The organism is Desertivibrio insolitus (assembly GCF_017355965.1).
Classification (GTDB): domain Bacteria; phylum Actinomycetota; class Actinomycetes; order Actinomycetales; family Microbacteriaceae; genus JAFIQW01.
This window is the reverse complement of sequence record NZ_JAFIQW010000002.1, coordinates 372,406-392,125: the sequence shown is the minus strand read 5'-3', so window position 1 is coordinate 392,125 and position 19,720 is coordinate 372,406. Positions and strand designations below refer to the sequence as shown.

Annotated in this window: 14 protein-coding genes; 6 read left to right on the top strand and 8 right to left on the bottom strand. The window is 66.9% G+C overall.

Features of this window, described 5'->3' with window-relative positions:
* Positions 1 to 13 precede the first annotated feature (13 nt).
* Together JUB10_RS05770 and JUB10_RS05765 are read left to right on the top strand one after the other, a co-directional pair.
* Positions 14 to 1,375: an O-antigen ligase family protein gene (locus tag JUB10_RS05770; RefSeq protein WP_207454711.1), complete on the top strand. Its 1,362-nt coding sequence runs from the start codon at positions 14 to 16 to the stop codon at positions 1,373 to 1,375.
* 9 nt (positions 1,376 to 1,384) lie between these two features.
* Positions 1,385 to 2,659, top strand: a complete 1,275-nt coding sequence (locus JUB10_RS05765; RefSeq protein WP_207454710.1) for an exopolysaccharide production protein — start codon at positions 1,385 to 1,387, stop codon at positions 2,657 to 2,659.
* Here JUB10_RS05765 and JUB10_RS05760 read toward each other — a convergent pair.
* From JUB10_RS05760 to JUB10_RS05750, 3 genes are read right to left on the bottom strand one after another with little or no spacing between them, the layout of a single operon-like run.
* Positions 2,656 to 4,662 (bottom strand): glycosyltransferase, encoded by a 2,007-nt coding sequence (locus JUB10_RS05760; protein ID WP_207454709.1) that lies wholly within the window; start codon positions 4,660 to 4,662, stop codon positions 2,656 to 2,658. The genes JUB10_RS05765 and JUB10_RS05760 overlap by 4 nt on opposite strands.
* A 49-nt stretch (positions 4,663 to 4,711) precedes the next feature.
* On the bottom strand, positions 4,712 to 5,872 hold the full coding sequence (glf, locus tag JUB10_RS05755) for a UDP-galactopyranose mutase (RefSeq protein WP_207454708.1): 1,161 nt from the start codon (positions 5,870 to 5,872) through the stop codon (positions 4,712 to 4,714).
* Positions 5,873 to 5,932: 60 nt separating this feature from the next.
* Positions 5,933 to 6,571, bottom strand: a complete 639-nt coding sequence (locus JUB10_RS05750) for a histidine phosphatase family protein (RefSeq protein WP_207454707.1) — start codon at positions 6,569 to 6,571, stop codon at positions 5,933 to 5,935.
* A gap of 114 nt (positions 6,572 to 6,685) precedes the next feature.
* On the opposite strand from JUB10_RS05750, the gene JUB10_RS05745 reads away from it, so the two are divergent.
* Positions 6,686 to 7,561, top strand: coding sequence for a decaprenyl-phosphate phosphoribosyltransferase (locus JUB10_RS05745; RefSeq protein WP_207454706.1), 876 nt, complete (start codon positions 6,686 to 6,688; stop codon positions 7,559 to 7,561).
* Here the strand turns inward: JUB10_RS05745 and JUB10_RS05740 are convergent.
* Complete coding sequence (locus JUB10_RS05740) at positions 7,537 to 8,715, bottom strand: glycosyltransferase family 4 protein (RefSeq protein ID WP_207454705.1); 1,179 nt, start codon at positions 8,713 to 8,715, stop codon at positions 7,537 to 7,539. The two genes, JUB10_RS05745 and JUB10_RS05740, sit on opposite strands and share 25 nt — an antisense overlap.
* Positions 8,688 to 9,929, bottom strand: coding sequence for a lipopolysaccharide biosynthesis protein (locus JUB10_RS05735; protein WP_207454704.1), 1,242 nt, complete (start codon positions 9,927 to 9,929; stop codon positions 8,688 to 8,690). Before JUB10_RS05735 ends, JUB10_RS05740 begins: the two co-directional genes overlap by 28 nt.
* Before the next feature lie 172 nt (positions 9,930 to 10,101).
* On the opposite strand from JUB10_RS05735, the gene JUB10_RS05730 reads away from it, so the two are divergent.
* On the top strand, positions 10,102 to 13,065 hold the full coding sequence (locus tag JUB10_RS05730) for an arabinosyltransferase domain-containing protein (RefSeq protein ID WP_242682245.1): 2,964 nt from the start codon (positions 10,102 to 10,104) through the stop codon (positions 13,063 to 13,065).
* Here the strand turns inward: JUB10_RS05730 and JUB10_RS05725 are convergent, their stop codons facing one another.
* Genes JUB10_RS05725 through JUB10_RS05715 form a run of 3 tightly spaced genes read right to left on the bottom strand, consistent with a single transcriptional unit; the run spans position 13,066 to position 17,052 of the window.
* On the bottom strand, positions 13,066 to 13,896 hold the full coding sequence (locus JUB10_RS05725; RefSeq protein ID WP_207454702.1) for a glycosyltransferase: 831 nt from the start codon (positions 13,894 to 13,896) through the stop codon (positions 13,066 to 13,068). It abuts the gene before it with no gap.
* Positions 13,893 to 14,822, bottom strand: a complete 930-nt coding sequence (locus JUB10_RS05720) for a glycosyltransferase (RefSeq protein ID WP_207454701.1) — start codon at positions 14,820 to 14,822, stop codon at positions 13,893 to 13,895. The genes JUB10_RS05725 and JUB10_RS05720 overlap by 4 nt, the downstream gene beginning before the upstream one ends.
* Positions 14,823 to 14,865: 43 nt before the next feature.
* Positions 14,866 to 17,052 carry an LGFP repeat-containing protein gene (locus JUB10_RS05715; protein WP_207454700.1) on the bottom strand — a complete coding sequence of 729 codons (2,187 nt, stop codon included), beginning with the start codon at positions 17,050 to 17,052 and terminating at the stop codon, positions 14,866 to 14,868.
* Between the two features lie 231 nt (positions 17,053 to 17,283).
* Here JUB10_RS05715 and JUB10_RS05710 point away from each other — a divergent pair, with 231 nt between their 5' ends.
* Both JUB10_RS05710 and JUB10_RS14575 read left to right on the top strand, forming a co-directional pair.
* The gene (locus JUB10_RS05710) at positions 17,284 to 17,715 is read left to right on the top strand and encodes a GtrA family protein (protein ID WP_207454699.1); all 432 of its coding nucleotides are present in this window, start codon (positions 17,284 to 17,286) and stop codon (positions 17,713 to 17,715) included.
* Positions 17,716 to 17,719: 4 nt separating this feature from the next.
* Positions 17,720 to 19,696: a DUF6541 family protein gene (locus JUB10_RS14575; RefSeq protein WP_242682169.1), complete on the top strand. Its 1,977-nt coding sequence runs from the start codon at positions 17,720 to 17,722 to the stop codon at positions 19,694 to 19,696.
* Positions 19,697 to 19,720: the final 24 nt, after the last annotated feature.

Below are 19,720 nucleotides of genomic sequence, written 5' to 3'. Positions count from 1 at the left end.
CTAGCCTTGTGGGGTGATCGATCGTCAGGGCCTCCGCGCGGCCTACCTGACGGTGATGCTGTTCGCACTGCTCGCCGGCGACGCCGTGCGCTACACGATCAGCTGGTACGGCTTCGCCGCTCTGCACCTCGCGCTGCTCGGCGTCGCGGTCTGGCTCATCGTCCGCGATGAGAATCGCCCGCGGCTGAAGAATCTGCCGCTCACGCTGCTGGCGTTCGTCGGATATTGCGCGCTCACGCTTCTCTGGTCGGAGTACCGGCTGGAGACGCTTGCCGCCACGGTCATCCAGGTCATCACGGCGGTCGGTGCGATCGCCGTGGCCCTGACCTACGGCTGGGACGAGATCCTTCGGCATCTCGGTCGGGCGCTGCGGTTCATCCTCGGTCTCTCGCTCGCGTTCGAGCTGGTCGTGTCGATCGTCATCCGCCGCCCGATCCTGCCCTTCTGGGTCGACTACGGCGGCATTCCCATCGAGGACCTGCCGGTCGTCACGTACTGGTCGCGCAACAACATCTTCGAGGGCGAACGGATCCAGGGTCTGGTGGGAAACGCCAGCCTGCTCGGCTGGGCCGCGGCGCTCACGATCATCGTGATCGCGCTCCAATTCGCCGCCGGTCAACTCCGGCGACTCAAGGCCTCGATCTGGCTGGGGATCGCCGTTCTGACCCTCGCCCTGACGAGGTCCGCGACCGTCTACGTCATCCTGCTCGCCGTCGGCCTCGTGCTCACGCTCGCGCTGCTGTTCCGGCGGTACGAGACCCCGCGCGAACGTCGGCTGATCGGCGGCGGTGCGGCCCTCGTCGTCGCGCTCGCGGCGGTGGCGGCGGTCGCCCTCGACACCCGGCTCCTCGCCCTCGTGGGCAAGTCCGAGGACCTGACCGGCCGAGTCGACATCTGGTCGACGGTGATCGGGCTCGCCGAGGAGCGTCCGGCCTTCGGCTGGGGCTGGATCAGCTACTGGGTGCCCTGGCGCGAACCGTTCGACGACCTCGTCATCCGCAACGGCGTCGTGCAACTGCACGCGCACAACGCGTGGCTCGACGTCTGGTTCCAGCTCGGGGTGGTCGGTCTGGTGCTCTTCGGCCTCCTCGTGCTGACGACGCTCGGGCGGTCGTGGTTCCTCGCAATCGACCGCACCTACCGCGCGGACCGCACCCCGCTCCCCTACCCCGTCGTCGCCCTGCTGCCGCTGCTGCTGCTCGTCGCACTGCTGGTCCAGTCGCTCGCCGAGAGTCGCCTGCTGCTGGAGTACGGCTGGTTCCTGCTGGTCCTATTCTCCGTCAAGACCAAGCTCGAGCGCTACCGGTCCTGGGGCGCCGCTCCGGCGGCGCACAGCGCCGCCGGCATCCCCGCCACCTCGACGCGCGCTCGCTAGCCTGTGGGGATGTCGGGGTCGCACCACGTCCGAGAGTGGCTCCTCTCGGCAGCGCGGAGTCCGCGGCTCGCGGCGGCTCTCGCCACCGCCGGCATCGGAGTCGTGGTCGCCGCGCACCTGATCGAGAACCTCATCGGTTGGCCCGGTCTCGCCGCCATGCTGGCGACGACCGTCGTGCTCGCCGCCGTCTCGCTCGTGGCCAGGCGGAGCGAGATCGAGTGGCACGGCCTCCTGCCCATCTCCCTGCTCGCGTTCGTGGCCTGGTGCACGATGAGCATCGGATGGAGTCAGTACACCAGCGCCACGCTCCTGGGCGTCCTCTACCAGCTCACCGTCGGGTTCATCGGGCTCTACGTGGCACTCGTTCGCGACGTCATCCAGATCCTCCGAGCCGTGGGCGACGTGCTGCGACTCGCGCTGGGGTTGTCTCTGTTCCTGGAGGTCCTCTCCGGCGTCCTGCTGGACGTCCCGATCCCGTTCCTCGGCATCCAGGGCTCGATCGCCACCGGTGGTCCGATCCAGGGCATCTTCGAGACCCGCAATCTGCTCGGCTTCATGGCATTGCTCGCGCTGGTCACGTTCTCGGTCGAGTTCGCGACCCGGTCGGTACAACGCTCGACGGCCGTGGCTTCCCTCGTGGTCGCGGCCCTGATGCTGGGATTCTCCCGGTCCCCCGTGACGGGCGCCGTGCTCGTCCTGCTCGCGGCGGCCGTGGTCGCGCTCGCCGGCATCCGTCGCCTGCCTCACGAGCGCCGGATGACCGCTCAGCTGTTCCTGGGTGGAGCGGCGGTGGTCACGGGCGTGATCGTCCTCCTCGCCCGCAACGCCGTCGTGAACCTGCTGAGCGCGGGGAGCGAGTTGGAGTACAGGCTCGGGCTCTGGAGGCGCGTCGAGTTCCTCGCCGACCTGAACAACCTCGAGGGCTGGGGCTGGATCGGCTACTGGCGGCGGTCCTTCCCGTTCACCGCGCTGCGAGGTGAAGGAGGGCGCCTCAACGATTCGGCCCTGAGCGCGTACGTCGACGCATGGTTCCAGGTCGGGCTCGTGGGAGTCGCGCTGCTCGTCGTCCTGCTGGCGCTGGCGACCGTGCGTGCATGGCTGCTCGCCTCCACACAGCTCAGCGTGGTGTACGTCTGGCCTGCGCTCGCGATCATCCTGGTCGCCGCCACCTCCCTCGCCGAGAGCTATGCCCTCGTCGAGGTCGGCTGGCTCCTGGTGGTCATCGTCGCGGTGAAGAGCTCGCAGCGATGGTCGTGGCGGCAGCGCCTGACCGCAGGCGCCTAGCGCGAACGCGACTCGTCGTCGAGCTTCAACGTCTTGGCCCAGGTGTCCGGGCTGGTGATCTCAGGCAGCGCGGCCCGGTATCGCTTGCTGAGCTCGGCCCATTCGCGCCGGATCCGCCGACGGAACAGGAAGCTCTCGATGAGCATCTTCCGGAACAGCCGTCCGTCGCGCCGGTGCCACGCGACGGCAGATCCTTCGGCGTTCGTGACCAACGCGCTGTCGTAGAGAGGCAGCACCCACCAGCGCGCTTCCTCGAAGGCGAGATGCACCTCCGGAGGCCGCTTGTCCTTGGCGCGGGCAGTGCTGAAGAAGTGCTTCGGGACGTTGCGCAGCAACCAGCGGAATGCCCAGACCTTGCCAGGGGGGTTACGTCGCAGCACGTTGGGATCCGGCGTCTCCGCGTCGTCGACGATCTCGGGCAGGTCGACCTTGCTCTTGATGAGCTGGGTCTCCGGGAACCGCTTGGCGAGTTCGCGGACCTCCCCCTGACGGGTCTGGATGTCGTCGTGAAGCTGTCGCGGGCCGCTGAGCACGTTGCGATACGCCTCGTGGCGAGCGGCGACGGCGAAGTACTGCATCGACAACAGGTGCTTCACGTCGAGGGCCAGGTTGTCACGGGTCAGACGCCCTCCCTTCTCGAACGGGGAGTGCAGCAGTGCGGCGACCAGGCGGTTCCGAGCGTGGAAGAACGCCTGCCAGTCCTGGGAGTCGTCCTTGTCGACCCAGGAGACGTGCCATACGGCGGCGCCGGGCAGCGAGACGGTCGGGACACCCTTATCGCCCGCTCTGAGCGCGAACTCCGAGTCGTCCCACTTGATGAAGACGGGGAGCGAGAGCCCGACCTTCCTGATGACCGAGACCGGGATCAGGCACATCCACCAGCCGTTGTAGTCGACGTCGATACGCCGGTGCAGCCAGCGCGTCTGCCGGAGGTTGGACGAAGCGAAGTCGTGACGGTGAGGCGTTTTCGGCCCCCACATGAAGTTGAAGAAATCGATGCCCTCGCCGAAGGCGTGCAACTTCGTCTTGTCGTACATGTCGAACATGTGTCCGCCGACGATGGTCGGTCGCAGCGCGTAGTCGGAGAACCGGAGCGCCCGCAGGACTCCCTCCGGCTCGATCGCGATGTCGTCGTCGAGCAGCAGGACGTGATCGGAGACGCCCGCCTGCAGCGTCTCGTACATCGCCCGGGAGAACCCGCCACTGCCGCCGAGGTTGGCCTGCTCGATCAGCTGCAGCCGGCCGCCCAACTCCGTCTCGGCTGCGGAGAAGTCCGCTGCGTCGCGGATCTTCTGGGTGCCCTGATCGACGACGTACACCTTGTCGATCGACTGGCGAACCGCGTCGACGCTCGCGAGATCGCGGAGCAGCTGCACGCAGTACTCCGCGCGGTTGTAAGTGGTGATCCCGATGCTGACGGTCGACTGCCGGCCGCCGTTGGGCTCCGCGCCCTCGGGCGCGTACCAGCCTGCTTCGACGAGAGCGAAGTCGCTGTCCTCGGCGACGAGGTCGAACCAGAGCCATCCCCCGTCGCCGAAATAGGTGAACGGAAGAGAGAACTCGACGGTCTGCTCACCGTTGACGTCGGCCGTGTCCATCCGCTGGATCACACCGCGCGCGTTGGAGCGATACACCAGCACCTGCCCACTGCCGCGGGTGGTGACGCGAAGCACGACCGCATCCAGGGTGGTGTGATGGCGCCAGTACGAGGCCGGGAACGCGTTGAAGTACGTTCCGAACGAGACCTTCCGCTGGTGCGGGATCTGGAATCCCCGATCGCCGCGGATCGCGCTGAACATGCTCACATCCGACATCCGGACCACCGCCTGACCGGGATCGGAGTAGACGAAGCCGCGCTGGTGCTCCAGCGCTTCGCGCTCCTGATGCACCGGCAGCGTCGTCCAGAAATCCGCGTCGACGTAAAGCGGCACGATGTCCGGATCGTGATCGGACGGGAAGACGACCCGCTGAAGCGGGCTACGGGCGAACGCGCTCGTTGACACCTGGAAACCTCGTGATGAGTCGGGGCCGCTGGGGCCGGAGACGATTGAGCTACGCAGCCTTCGGCGTCAGCACTTCGAGCAGCTGGTTCTCGAACATGGACAGCGCCGATCCGATCGCCATGTGCATGTCCAGGTACTGATAGGTGCCGAGTCGCCCGCCGAAGAAGACGTCCTTCTCACCCTTCCCGAGCTCGCGGTAGCGCAGCAGCCCCTCGCGGTCCTGCGGGGTGTTCACCGGGTAGTACGGCTCGTCTTCGCCCTCGGCGAAGCGCGAGTACTCCCGCATGATCACCGTCTTGTCCGTCGGGTAGTCGCGTTCCGGGTGGAAGTGCCGGAACTCGTGGACCCGGGTGTAAGGCACCGTTGCGTCTGCGTAGTTCATCACGGAGGTGCCCTGGTAGTCGCCGATCGGCAGCACCTCCTCTTCGAAATCGAGCGTGCGCCAGCTGAGGCGCCCCTCGGCATAGTCGAAGTAGCGGTCCACCGGCCCCGTGTACACGATGGGCAGCTGCCCGACCGTTGCGGTCTTGTTCAGCGGCTGGGACGTGTCGAAGAAGTCGGTGTCGAGTTTCACCTGGACACGAGGGTGATCGGCCATACGGGTGAGCCACGCGGTGTAGCCGTCGACGGGCAGTCCCTCGTACTTGTCGTTGAAGTACCGGTTGTCGTAGTTGTAGCGGACAGGAAGGCGGCTGATGACCTCGGCCGGTAGCTCCTTCGGGTCCGTCTGCCACTGCTTCGCGGTGTAGTCCCTGATGAACGCCTCGTAGAGCGGTCGCCCGATGAGCGAGATGCCCTTCTCCTCGAGGTTCGTGACCTCGGTACCGGCGATCTCGCCTGCCTGCTCGGCGATGAGCGCCTTCGCCTCGTCAGGCGAGTACGCGGCGCGGAAGAACTGGTTCACCGTGCCGAGGTTGATCGGCAACGGGAAGACCTCTCCCCGATAGTTGGTGTAGACGCGGTGCTGGTAGCCGGTGAACCGGGTGAACCGGTTGACGTATTCCCAGACGCGGGTGTTGGACGTGTGGAAGAGGTGCGCACCGTAGCGGTGCACCTCGATACCCGTCTCCTGCTCGTTCTCGCTGTAGGCGTTGCCGCCGAGGTGGGAACGCCGATCGATGATCGTCACGTTCATGCCGAGTTCTTCGGCTGCGCGCTCGGCGACCGTGAGACCGAAGAAGCCGGACCCTACGACGAGAAGGTCAGTCACAGTTCTCCTTAGAGGGATCAGGAAGAGTGTCCGGGTAAGGGTACCCGGACGGGCTCGAGGCTAGACCGCGCCGACGTCCTTCGACTCGTCGGCGAGCTTCGGCGCGGGCACCCGATAGCCGACCTCGACCAGTCGGTCGCCATCGAATCGGAGTTGCGTGATGCTCGACAACGCGCACCGCCGCTTCGTCGGAAGGTGCGCGAGGGATTTCCCGGTCGCGATCCGGTGCGCCATCCAGATCGGCATCTGATGCGACACGAGAGCCACGTCGCCTTCCGGCACGCTCGCCCACGCATGACGGAGCTCCGCAAGCATGCGTTCCGCCACGTCCCGGTACGGCTCGCCCCAACTCGGCCGGAGCGGATTGATCAGGTAGGGCCAGGCCGCGGGTTTGCCGAAGATGGAGAGATTCATCTGGTACGGCCCGCCCTCGAGTCTGCTCGTCGCTTCGAGGAGCCGATCGGACGTCTCCACCGGCAGCCCGGTCAGGGCCGCGATCGGCTCGGCCGACTGGACGGCTCGTTCCAGAGGCGAAGCCACGAGTCGGCGGATGTCGTACTCGCGAAGCAGCTCGGCCGCCGCCGCCGCCGTCGCCCGCCCCCTGGCTGTCAATCCGAAACCCGGCAGTCTCCCGTAGAGCACGTTGTTCGGATTGTCTACCTCACCGTGGCGGACGAGGTGCAGAGTGGTCGCTGGCACAGCCCGAGTTTACGAGAGGCGGTGCGTCCGGCGGCTACGCTGGGTTAGTCCATCGACGAGGAGAGTCCGATCAGCACCCCCGATCTCATCCCGGCGCCGTCGGCGTCCGACTCCATGACCCGCGGCATCATCAAGACCGCTCGCATCCGGCAATGGGTGAAGAACGTCCTGGTGTTCGCCGCGCCGCTCGCCGCCGGACAGGTGTTCCAGGCCGACGTCATCCTCGCGACGCTCGTCGCATTCGGCGCGTTCTCGCTGTCGGCGTCGGCGATCTACTTCCTCAACGACGCACTCGACGTCGAGGCCGACCGGGATCACCCGCGGAAGCGGCATCGTCCGATCGCTGCCGGCGTGGTGCCAATCCCGATCGCCCTCACCGTGTCGGTGCTGCTGCTCGCGGGAGGGGTCGCTCTCGCGTCGGTGGCCAACGTCCAGCTCGTCGCGGTCATCCTTGTCTACGACGTGGTGCAGATCCTCTACTGCCTCTGGCTGAAGCATCAGCCGATCCTCGACATCGCGGTCGTCTCATCCGGTTTCCTGCTCCGCGGGATCGCCGGCGGTGTGGCTGCCGAAGTGGCGCTCAGTCAGTGGTTCCTCCTCGTCGCGGTCTTCGGCTCCCTGCTGATGGTGGCAGGCAAGCGCTTCGCGGAGATCAAGGCGAACCCCGATCTCGAGGGCGAGGTGCGGCGTTCGCTGCGGGGATACACCGACTCCTACCTCGGGTTCGTCTGGCACTCCGCAGCCACGATCCTCGTACTCGGGTACAGCCTCTGGGCGTTCGAACTTCAGACCTCGGTGCGGAACCCGTGGATCGCCATCTCGGTCGCGCCGTTCATCCTCGCCGTGCTGCGATACGTGCAGCACATCGACCGCGGCGACGCGGAAGCACCCGAGGACATCGCGCTGAGCGATCGTCTGCTGCAGGTCCTCGCGCTGCTGTGGCTCGCAGTCCTCGGTGTCGGGCTCTACCTCGTGCCCGCGCTGGGCTGACCCGCGAACCGGTTCACGAGGTCCTCGTACCGATCGATCACCGTGTCGAGGCCGAAGAGCTCGCGCGCCTTCGTCGCCTGCGCCTCGGCGTCGAACTGCGAAGGTTCGAACTCACGGAGGGCGTTGGTGATCGAGCGAGCATCCCGCACGGAAACGATCCTTCCGAAGCCCGTCGCACGGACGGGTTGACGGACTCCGGGGAGGTCCGACGCGATTGCGGGGACACCTGTCATCATCGCCTCCACTTGTACGATCCCGAAGGCCTCGAACGCGTTGACGGAGGTGAGCGCGAAAAGGTCCAGTGACGCGTAGAAGTCAGCCATGCGGTCCTCCGGCACGAACCCGAGCACCTTGATGCGCTCGTCCCTCCCGATCGCGGCACGGACACGATCCACGACGGATCCTCCGGCGACCGCGCCGTAATCGCCGGCGATCAGCAGCCTTGCATCCGGATCCTCCAAGGCCGAGAATCCCGCGACCAAGTACTCGATGCCCTTCTCCTCCACGATGCGCCCGAGGAACCCGACGGTGAGCCCCGAGGACTCCCGGTACGTCGGACGGCCGCCGCGTCGGTCGTGACACCCGGGTGGGATCACGACGCGACGCGCTCTGAGCGCCGGGGCGATACGTGAGTGGTCTGCGTAATCGTCGCTGGTGACCACCACTGCGTCGCTGTTCCGCGCGGCTGAGCGAGAGGAAGCGTCGATCACGCGCGTCTGCAGAGCGTTGACGGGTCCCGGGGGAAGGCTGACGTCGCAGTGATAGGTCGTGACGACCGCGGCCCCGGTCGCGCGCCGCACCCGCACTGCGACTGCTCCCGCCTCGAGCATCGGGGCGTGGACGTTGACGACGTCCGCTCGCCGGGCTTCGCGCACGACGGTCGCGACGAAGGACGGAGCGACGACGCCCTTGCCGAATCGCAGCCGCACCGGGCAGCGGACCACGCGCACTCCGTTGAGCGTCTCCTCCAGGGGCAGTGCGTCATCGTGCCTGCTCGTCACCACGGTGACGAGGTGACCGCGGGCCGCGAGCCCTTCGGCTTCGTCCCGGGCCACGTTCGTCAGTCCACTGACGTACGGCGCGTAGTAGTTGAGCGCGATCACCACTGATGCCACGGGAACTCCGTTCAGCTCGCGGAATGGGCGGTTCGCCATCGTAGCTGCAGGATGCTGACAACCCAGGCGACCAGTGCCCCCGTCAGCAGACCGAGCGCGACGGCGAGCGGGACCTCCAGTGCGAATCCGAGCCCGAACCCGACAGCAGCAGCCGCCAGCGACGCCAGCCACGCGTAGGCGGCGGAGCGAGTCCGGCCATTGACGATGAGCGCCTGCGTGTTGATGACCAGACCCACATAGATGCACACCGCGGCGATGAGTAGTGCTACGCCGGCCGGAGGTAGGGAGCGGCCAGGACCGAAGAGGAGCTCCACGAAGAAGGGCCCCACGAGCCAGCCGAGAGCAGCGCCGAGGAGAGCGACCCCCAGAACGGCGACCGCGAACTGGGACAAAGCGGTGGTCAGCTCCTGCACCCGCCCCGCCCGGACGAGGGGCGCCATCCGCCCGATGAGGACAGCTTGAAGGGGCAACACGACGAGCAGCGGCAGCCTGGCGAGATTGAAGGTCGCTTGGAAGGCACCGGTCGATCCGGCTGCGTCCACCAGGGCGTCGATCACGAGCGGACCGGAGTTGAGAAGCACCTGCCCGGCCAGCGACGGAACGAGGATTGCGAGCACGACTCGAACGCGCGACACCGTGCCTCTCAAGGACAGCCGTGGTCGACGAAGCGCGGGAAGCAGCACCCATACGTACGCCGTCACCAGTGCGATCGCGACGGCCAATGACGCCAGGCCTGCATCGTCCCCGCGGCCCGACGAGAGTGCCATCAGGAAGGCGACTGCGGCGATTCCGGTACGTACGACGTTCTCGACGACGGTTGTCACGGAGTGCAGGACGATCCTGTCCTGCTGCACCAGATGCCCCTTCGCCGTGTACTGCAGAGGAGACAGCAGGGCCAGCCCGATAGCGATCCACAAGATCGCAGGGGGTAGCTGCACGACCCCGGAGCCAGCGAGCACCGTGAGCACGATCACGGCGACGCCGCTCAGCAGTAACCCCACGGCCAAGGTTTCGTGGACGCCGCGCGCCTGATCTCCCCCGCGCCGGTCCCGCGCGAGCTCCTGTTCCAGGGGCACGAAGAGGCCGAAGCCGACCAGCAGCGAAAGCGACCAGAAGACGGAGAAATCGTCGAACGCCGCCGCGGTGAGGCTCCTGGACACGAGGGCGAGGAACACATAGGTGAGCAACCCCGACACGACGGTTGCGGCCAGGGCGGTGACGTACGGAGCGCGTCGCGACCCCTCCCCCACCATGCGCCATAGACTATCCGGGCCTCGGCGGCGGCCCGACGCCCCTCGCCCTCGGACAGCGGAAGCCACAGACCTGATGCCAATCTCTCGCCCATTCCTGCGCGCTCACGACACGGGAAGCGACCCCGGCGGAGCGAGGCGCCCACTCGCGATCCTCCTGGCGGCACTGGTGGCGATGGTCGCTGGCTTCGGTCTGGCGATAGCACCGGTCGACGTGTCGGAGGTACGGGTGTCGTGGCCGCAGGACGCGTCCGCACCCGAGCCCACCAGCCTCATGCTCGCGAACCAGACCCCGTACTCGATCGAGGTCGGGTTCGATGACGAGTCGCTTCGTGCCGCCGCTGGCGGCGGGGGCCTGCTTCTGTCGACGATCGACGCCGCGGATGAATCGTCCGCCCGGGCCGGGCTCAAGATCACCGCCACCGATGCGGCCGCCACGATCGCCGGAGGCGGCGAGTCCTTCACACGGGAGTGGGCCGACACCAGCGAATGGGTGGTGCACGCCACGACGACCGGCGGCACGGTCGTTCGGATCGACGGGCAGGAGGCCGTCAGATGGCCCGACGTGCTGCCGCCTCAGGTGGACGGCTTGTTCACCGACGTGGATGCGCTACCGGCCGGAGCCCTGTCAGTCGAACTGCAGGTCGTCAACGATTACGATTCGACCCCCACGCCGCTCAAGCTCGCGCTGATGGTGATCCTCTGGCTCGCAGTCGCGCTGACCTTCATCCTGCTCGTGATCGAGTTCCGCCACTCCCGGGTGTCCGCTCCGCTCCGAGTTCGCGCCTTCGCCTGGCTGCGAACGCTGGGCGCGGTCGACATCGCCGTCGTCGCAGGTCTGGTGCTGTGGGTGTTCATCGGACCGATGACGGACGACGACGGCTACTACGCGGCGATGTCGCTCAGCTACGGTGACGCCGGGTACGTCGGCAACTACTACCAGATGTACAACCAGCCGTTCGCCCCGTTCACCTGGTTCTGGGAGTTCCTCTACTACTGGCAGCAGATCGGCGGTCGGTCGCCCGTCTGGCTGCGCGTGCCGGCGCTCATCGCCGGCATCGTCGCCTGGCTGGTCGCTCGCACCCTCCTGAGCAGTCAGCTCGCCGATGCCCGCCGCTGGACCCGGACAGCAGCGGTCGCGTTGCTCGCCCTTGTCTTCTGCGGCTGGTGGTTCGCTTTCTCCATCGGTTCTCGACCGGAGATTGTGGGCGCAGCAGGTTCGGTGGCGGTGATCGCACTGGTGCTCCGCGCCATCTCGCGAAACACGCTCGTGCCCGCATTCGCCGCCGCCGTGGTCGCGGGCCTGGCGTTCGCGGCGCACCCCACGGGGGTCGTCACGTTCGCCCCTCTTCTGCTCGCTCTGCCATCGCTATGGACTGTCGCCCGGACGGGCACCGATCTCCTGGGGGCGGCGGCGCGTACCGCGGGGGTACTTTCGGCCGGTGCGGTCGCACTGTTCGTGGCCTTCCGCGACGCGAGCCTGAACGACGTGTTGGCGGGTCGCGCCACCTTCGCCGCGGTCGAGACGCCGCAGACGTGGATGGACGAATGGGACCGCTATTCGTTCCTGATGAGTCCTATCGCGATGGGCAGCTACGCCAAGCGGAGTTTCGTCCTCGTCGGGCTGGTGCTGCTCCTGTGGTTCGTCGTCGCGACCGTGTTCGCCAAAGGCAGGCTCTCGCTTCCTCCCGTGTACCGGCTGACGGGGTGGACATTCGCGCTCTCGCTCGTATTGCTTTGGATCACCCCGAGCAAATGGACGCATCACTTCGGCGCCCTTGCCACGGTGGGGCCGCTGATGATCGTCCTCGTGCTCATTGTGACGCCACGTCTGCTGGCGCGCTCCGAAGAAAGCTCCGTACCCTCGTGGCTGGCCCCACTCGCCGTCGCGTCATTGATTCCCCCGATCGTGGTCGGCCTGAGCGGCCCCAACTCCTGGGCCTACTCCTGGGACCAGGGCATGTTCCGGCACGGCGATGTGCCCGGCTTCAACGCCGTTCGGTTCGATTCCCTCGGGCTCTGGCTCCTCGTGGCGGTCGTAAGTCTCGCCGTGGCGGTGGTGGTGATTCGTCGCCGCTTCGGAACGGCGCGTAGCGCGCGAGCACTCCTCGCCGCCACGGGCCTGGTCACCGTGTTCGCACTTCTGACGACGGGATACCTCGTCGCCACCTTCGCTCTCTCAGCCTTCAGGGGCTCGGGGTATTACACGCCGGGAGGCGCCAATCTCGCGGACCCCCTCGCCGAAAACTGCTTGATCGACGAGGCGATCGAGATCTGGGACGCGTCCGAGGGGACTCCGCTCGCCGTCGCGGAGGGCGAATCTCGACTGACGGGAACGTGGCAGGAGAACGCAGGCTGGCCGGAAGCGGATCCCCTGCCACCGACTCAGGCCGGCGTGACCGTTTGGGGTAGCGCGAACCAGGCGACCCAAAGCGCCGGTACGCTCACAACGCCCGTATACGACATCCCGGCGCTCGATCCGGATCAGCGGCTGGTCCTGCTTGTCGGCGGCGACCTCAATGCCGCGGAGCCCAACTCCGTGCGCATCGAATACGCCGCGCGCGGCTCGAGTGCGATGCAGCAGCTCGAAGTCGACTTCCCCGGTGAGCAGCCAGGCTGGCGCACGCTGAACGTGCCGCTCCCTCCGCAGCTCGCGCAGGACGGAGGAGTCCTCCGGGTGGTCGCCGAGGACGCCACCACGCTCGAGAATCAGTGGCTAGCGGTCTCGTCCCCGCTCGTCGTGAACGGGAGGCCGCTCTCGGCGGTCGTGCCCCCGGGCGCTGCCACCGCGGTCTCCTGGACCTCCTCGTTCTGGTTCCCCTGCCAGCGCCCGATGTCCGTCTCGAACGGCATCTTCGAGCGCCCCGTCATGGCGACGTCGTGGGGAACCGGAGCGCCCGACAACATCTGGGTCGAGGCGAGGGGCGGGCAGATGGTCGCGCCGGCTAGGACGGCGAGCGTCTCCGTGCCCTATACCGAGTTCGATACGGCCGGCACCGCTTGGGGCAACATCCAACTGCTTCGATACGACGTCGCCCCCGCAGCGTATGACCTGAGGGTTGCGCGCGTCACGCTGCCCGGGTGGGTGGACCCGTTCGGACCGACGGCCCTGCTCGTCAGTGCCGAGCGGGACGGCTGATCATTCGACCGAACGCGCCAGGACGCGACGGTAGGCGGCCCGCCTCACCGCCTGGGGCACCAGCCGGTAGGGAGCCCTAAGCGCGACGTTGCGTGCCGCCTGCCAGCGCGTCGTGAATCCGGAGCGCCGGAACTCACGCTGCAGACGCAATTCCGCGACGAACTGTCCGAAGCCGCCGCGGCGGGCATACGCTCCGTCCCCCACCCGGTACATCACGAGCGGGTCGGCGAGATTGATGACGCTCGCTCCGCTCTGGATCATCCGAGCGAACAGCCAGTAGTCCTCCATCAGTCCGAGGTCGCGGTATCCACCGGCAGCGCGGACGGCACTACGCCGATAAACCACGGTGGGATGATTGAACGGATCGTGGAAACGCGAGTACCGCACGATAGCGGCAGGATCCGTCGGCGGCACGCGTCGCGCGAGCACCGCCCCGTGCGTCTCAGCGAACTCGAGCATCCCGGAGCCCACCAGGTCGAAGCCGTCGCGGATCTTCTCCAGCTGCTTCTCGAACCGCTCAGGAAGGGAGATGTCGTCCGCATCCATGCGTGCCACCACATCGTGCGCGCATTCGTCCAGTCCCCGCTCGAGAGCACGCGCGAGACCGGTGTTCTCCTTTATCCGCACGACGCGCGTCGGTATCGGGCTCTCCGCGGCGAGGGCGTCCATCAGTCGCTCTAGCTCGGCCCCGACCGGACCGTCGCGCACGATGATCGCCTCCGACGGCCTCAGCGTCTGCTCCGCCGTGGAGCTGAGGAAGGCCTTCTCGAGGTACTCGGGCTTGTCTCCGGCGTAGACGGGCAGCAGCAGAGAGAAGTTCGTCTCGGTCATGATTCGAACGCCTTGACCAGTCCTTCGGCTCTCGGAAGGTCGCGCATCACTTCCGAGTTGGGGCGGGGACGAGTGCGTGAACCGTCGCGAACCCCGGCGCGAAGGGCTCGTGCGAGAGTCCGTCGGTCCTGGGAACGTCGGAAGGTCCGAACCCAACGCACTGCCGTGGAGGCGCCGTAGACCGCTTTCTCCCCCGGCGCCAGGGAGCGCGAGAGACGGTACATCCACAGCTTGTTGCGGACCTCGAAATAGAAGCGGTCTCCTGGATCGTCGTCCGTCGAGACGAGCCGTTTCGTGCGGTGCTCGACGACGCTGTCGGGCACGTAGACGCCCCTGCGGGAGCGGATCAGCCGCGTCGAGTACTCGAAGTCGTCGTTCCAGATGAAGTAGTCGGCGATCGGCAGTCCCTCGGCCCGCACTGCGGATGCCCGCACCAGCATGGAGACGAACGATGAGCTGCGTACCGGCACCGCGCCACCCGTCCGCCGACGCTGGAAAGGATGCCGACGAGGCGTGTTCATCGGGTGGTCGGACCCGTCCGTCCATACGACTCTGGATGCAGCGACCACCGCACTCTCCCGCGCTGCGCCGGCGAGCAGCGACGCGAGCGCCCCCGGGGTGGGAATGGTGTCGTCGTCCATCAGCCATACGTACTCTGCGCCGTGGTCCTGAAGGGCGGCGGCCAAGCCCACGGCGAAACCACCGGCACCGCCGACGTTCCGTTCGAGGGCGATCACGTCGGCCTGCGGAGAGACCCGTCGGGCGACCGCAACCGAATCGTCTGTGGAGGCGTTGTCGATCACGACCAGGGCGTCGACAGGACGGCTCTGAGCATCGACCGCCCGAAGCGCCTCAGCCAGCAACTCCTGTCGGTTGTAGGAGACGATGACCGCGACGACTCGAGATCGCCGATTCTCCGTCGTCACTGGCTCTCCGGGCGATCATGTCGGTGGGTGGAACGTCGGTGAGTCAGTATCGCACGACCGTGAAGGTGGAGCCGCGCAGCTCGATGCGTCCGTTCTGGAACTCCTGGATGAAGACACCGTTACGGCTGTACTCGTCTCCCCGAGGGAAACCGAGTCCCGATGCTTCCGCGCCCAGAGAGACGTAATGGTCGCCCAACCATCCGCGAGTGATCGCGAAACCTGCGGGACTGACGTAAACCCGTCCGCCCTGGAACTGCTGGAGGTACCCCACCGTGCCGTTCCTCGCGGTCACCTGCTTCTCATCGCCCCGCGGGTACCTCAGCGGGGACGACTCGGCACCGGCAGAGTTGTACTTGTCACCGATCGACCCACGAACCACGAACGCGCCGGCGGAACTCGAGTAGATCCGTCCGGCCCGGAACGTCTGGACAGCTCCGCCGGAGAGGCTGCGCTCGAACGAGGTGGGAGCGCCAAGGGGAGAGGTCAGAGCACCAGTGGTCGCATACTTGTCGCCGATCCAGCCGCGCACCCCATAGGCGCCCGCGGACGTGGAGTAGAAGATCCCTCCTGTGAACTGCTGACTCGCGGACGACGCCGCTGCTTGCTCGTTCGACCTGGGGTAGCCGAACGCCGAGGTCCAGCCGCCCACCGAGTTGTAGGCATCACCGATCCAGCCCCGCACCACGAAGGCGCCGGCGTTCGACTGGACGATCCGACCGTTGGCGAACTGCTGATAGTTGCCGGAAGGCGGAGCGCTCTTCTGATCGTCGCGGGGAACTCCCACGACCGAGGCTGGACCGCCTGCGGCGTCCCAGGCCTTGTCGATCTCGCCACGCATCACATAGGCGTTAGGGGTGCAGCAGACGATGCTCCCCTTCTGGAAGTCCTGGATCACGACGCCCGATTTCGCGTACTCGTTGCCCAGCGGCAGACCCAGGTCCTTCTCCGCCCCGAGAGCACGGTACTTGTCCCCGATCCAGCCCCGCACGCTGTACGTGCCCGTGGCGGTGGCGACGAGGGCCCCGAACTGGAATTGCTGAACAGCTCCAGCCGAGACGCCGTATTCGTTCCCGACCGGGAATCCCAGCGCCGAGGTGCTTCCGCCCAGCCGGATGTACTCGTCACCGATCCACCCTCGAGTGATGAAGGCTCCGCTGGCGGAGGCGTAGATCCGACCCCGCTCGAACTCCTGCCAAGCGCCGCCGCGCAACGGCTTCTCATCGGCAGTCGGGAGACCGATCGGGGACTTTTCGCTGCCGGAAGCCGCGTAGACGTCCTCGATCCATCCTCGGACGCCGAGCACGCCGCGACCCGTGGCGTACATCACGCCTCCCCCGAAGGTCTGCACCTTGCCGAAGGACAGAGTGAGTTGCGGGGTCGTGGGTCGCCCGTACGGGCCGTTCGTGCCGCCGGAGGCGTTGTAGTAATCGGCGAATGCCGACCCGACCGACGGGATCGCCCCGAACCAGTCGATCATGTAGTTGTAGAAGTTGCGGTTCCCGTAAGCGGAACAGCTGTCGCCTGTCTGGTATCCGGCGTTCAGCGCGGCCCTATTCGGCTGATAAGGCGTGTAGAAGTAGAGCGCGGCGGTGGCCTTGTTCTCGATGAACACCTTGGACGAGCCGCACGACGTCGACGGGTGGTAGTACACGTCGACGGACTTGCCCGGCGCATAGCGCGTGTAGACCGTCGACCACGCGGTGCCCGGTCCGGTGCCGGCCGGGTTGTTGTAGCGCTTGAACGCCCAGGCGGCCTTGTATACCTGGTTGTAGAAGCCGTAGTACTGGGCGTCGCAGGGCGCGGTGTCAGGACATCCGTACCCGGTGGCGGACCGGTATTGCCCGGAAGTGGGGCGAGTAGAGGTCACAAGGCTCTGCTCCTTCTGAAGCAGCACGATGAGCACCTGTGGATTGATGCCACATGCGCGGGCGACCTTCACGATGATCGCCGCCGCGCTTTCCGAGGCAGCGCCCTGGTAGGCCCCGCACATCGGATCGGCGGAACGACTCCAGGTGTCCTGGCGGTAGTCCTTCAAGCACGTGTACCCGCTGCTGCACGTAGCGACCCTCGAGTCGAGGAAGCGCTGAACGGCGGTGGCGTCCATGGTCCCGCTGTTGTAGAACACCTCGTCACTGATGATGGCACCGGGACGGAACTGGGTCAGGTCCGCGGCCTGAGCGGCGGGCGTCGCCACGAACAGGGTAAGCATCGCACCGAGCGTCACGATCATCGCTACGAGGGCGCGCCCGAGTCGCGCGCGCTTGCCGTGTGTCAAGAGAACCTCCCGTTGGGCACGCCCACCCTACGAGCGGACGGGGTACATTCCTGACGCGAACCGCCAGGTTCCCCCTGAACGGGGGGGGCGTTACGGCGGCTGCTGTCCTGAGTCCTGGCCGGACGGCAGGCGGAGCTCGAGAGCGGGTGAGGTACTTTGGTGCGGTCCAAAGACCCGGAAGGAACAATGCGAGGCCTCTTCGCCAAAGGATGGAAGTTCCTCGTCGTCGGAGCCATCAGCGCTGTCATCGAACTGACCGCATTCAACGTCTTCGTCTATGCGCTCGGGCTCGATCCCGTGACTTCGAAGGTACTCGCGACGGGGGTCGCGATGATCAACGCCTACTTCGGCAATCGGCAGTGGGCGTTCCGGTCGAGCGACAACAGGGGCCGGACGAGCGAAGTGTTCCTCTTCTTCGCCGTCAACATCCTCTGTCTCGTTCTCGGCGCCGCCATCGTCGCACTCGGTGTCTGGGTCATCCCGGATCACGGCCCAGTCGTCCTCAACTTGATCAACGCGGCCAGTATCGGACTCGTTGTGATCGTCCGCTTCGCCTTCTACCACTACGTCGTCTTCCCCGAGCGGACGTCCTCCGTCTCCGTAGAGCAGCGCGACTGAGCCGTTGACGCCCGGGCTGATCCTGGCGACGGTCGCCGGCATATTCCTCCTCGTCCTGCCTGGTGCGGCAGTCCTGCCGAGTGGGCGAACGCGTCTCCTCGCTGTGGCGTCGGCCGCTCCGTTGTCCGTCGCGCTGCTCGGCCTGCTCGGCGTCGGATACGCCTTAGTCGGGGTGGAGTTCCGCCCCCTCACCGTGCTTCCGGTCTTCGCCGCGATCGCACTGGCGGCCATCACGGCGCTCCTGATGCGTCCTCAGCCGAGCCGGCACAGGAATTGGCCACTCCTCGCAGCCGCCGGTCTCGCAGCGACGGCGTCGGCAGCGATTCTGCTCTCCGGCATCGGTGCCGGATCGAGCGTCAGTCTCAGCTATGACGCGGTGTTCCATCTTTCCGCGAGCGCTGCCGTCCTCGAGTCCGGCAACGCTTCGTCGCTCACCCTCTACGAGATCAGCAATCCCGGGACAGCGGCGTCCGACTTCTACCCGGCGGGCTGGCATTCGTTGGTGGCACTCCTCGCCGGCGGGACCGGCGTCGGGATCCCTGTGGCGACCAACGCGGCGACGCTCGCCGTCGCGGCGGCGGCGTGGATACCCGGCGTGGTGTTACTCACGGACACGCTGTTCCCCGGCTTCAGCCGGCGAACGTCGCTCCGTGCTGCGGCGGCACTGCTGGCTTCGTGTTTCGCAGCGTTTCCCTACCTACTCGTCGACTGGGGAACGCTCTATCCGACTTACCTTGCGTATTCTCTGCTGCCCGCGGGCCTCGCCCTGCTCCTCCTGCTTCTCCGCGGCGAGCGCCCCCTTCTTACGGGTGGGCTCTTCGGCGCCTGGCTGGTGGCCGAGATCTTCGCTCATCCCCGCTCACTCCCGACATTCGCGGTACTGGCTGTCCCCCTGCTGGTGAACGTCGTCGTCGCGACGCTCGTGCGGATGCACGGGCGCGAGAAGACACGGAATCGGGCGCGTGTGCTCGCCGTCTCACTCGTCGCCGGCGCGATCGTCGCGCTGCCACTGGCGGCGGTGTCGCTATTCCGCTTCTTCGACGAACCAGGCCGACCGATTTCCGATCGACTGAACGGGGGACCAGCGCGTGCCAACCAGTCGGTGACCGATGCCGTGGCTCAAGCCGTCGGACTCGGGCCGGTCGTCTCGCCCGCGGAGTCCCCCGTACCCCCGTCGCTTCTGCTCGCGGCCGCCGTATTGCTCGGCCTACTGCTGTGTCTGCGGCGACCCGGACTGCTCTGGATCGTCGCGAGCTGGGCGGCTCTTGTGGTCCTCTACGTCTGCGCTGCTTCTAGCGATGCGGACGCGGCGAAGATACTGACCGGACTGTGGTACAAGGACAAGTACCGCCTCATGGCCGCGATTCCGGTGCTCGCCGCTCCACTGGCGGCATTCGGCGTGCTGACCGTCGCAACGGCTTCGGCTCGGTTATTGGGCCGCCGGGCGCGGAACCGCATCCGCGCAACGAGCTCTCTTCTCGTTGCAGCGGTCGCTCTGTCGTCATGGTTCGGCCCGTCGATCGGGGGTGTGGTGTCCGCCACGCGGACGGTGTTCACAGCACCAGAGGACGGAGCGTCCGCAGCGCTGGTGGACGAGGACGCTCTGAGTCTTCTCGCCCGTATGGACGATGTGGTGCCGGACGGGGATCTCGTGATCGGCAACCCTTGGAGGGGAGGCGCCCTCACATGGCCGCTCGGGGACCGCGAGCCGGTATTCCCTCACCTCACCGGCGATTGGGACGCTCCCCGTGTCCTAATCGCTCAGCGCCTCGATGCCGCTCTCGACGATCCCGCTGTCTGCGACGCGGCTCGTCAGCTAGGGGCGACCTTCGTGTTCACCACGGACGAGATCCTTGGCGACGGCGGCGATGCAGCGGCGTTCTATTCGGGCATCGACCGAGCGATCGACGTACCCGGAATCATGACCGAGGTCGCGCGAGAGGGCGACGCCGCCCTGTACCGCCTCACCGCCTGCGAGTGACCCCACCGTTACAATCGGACGGTT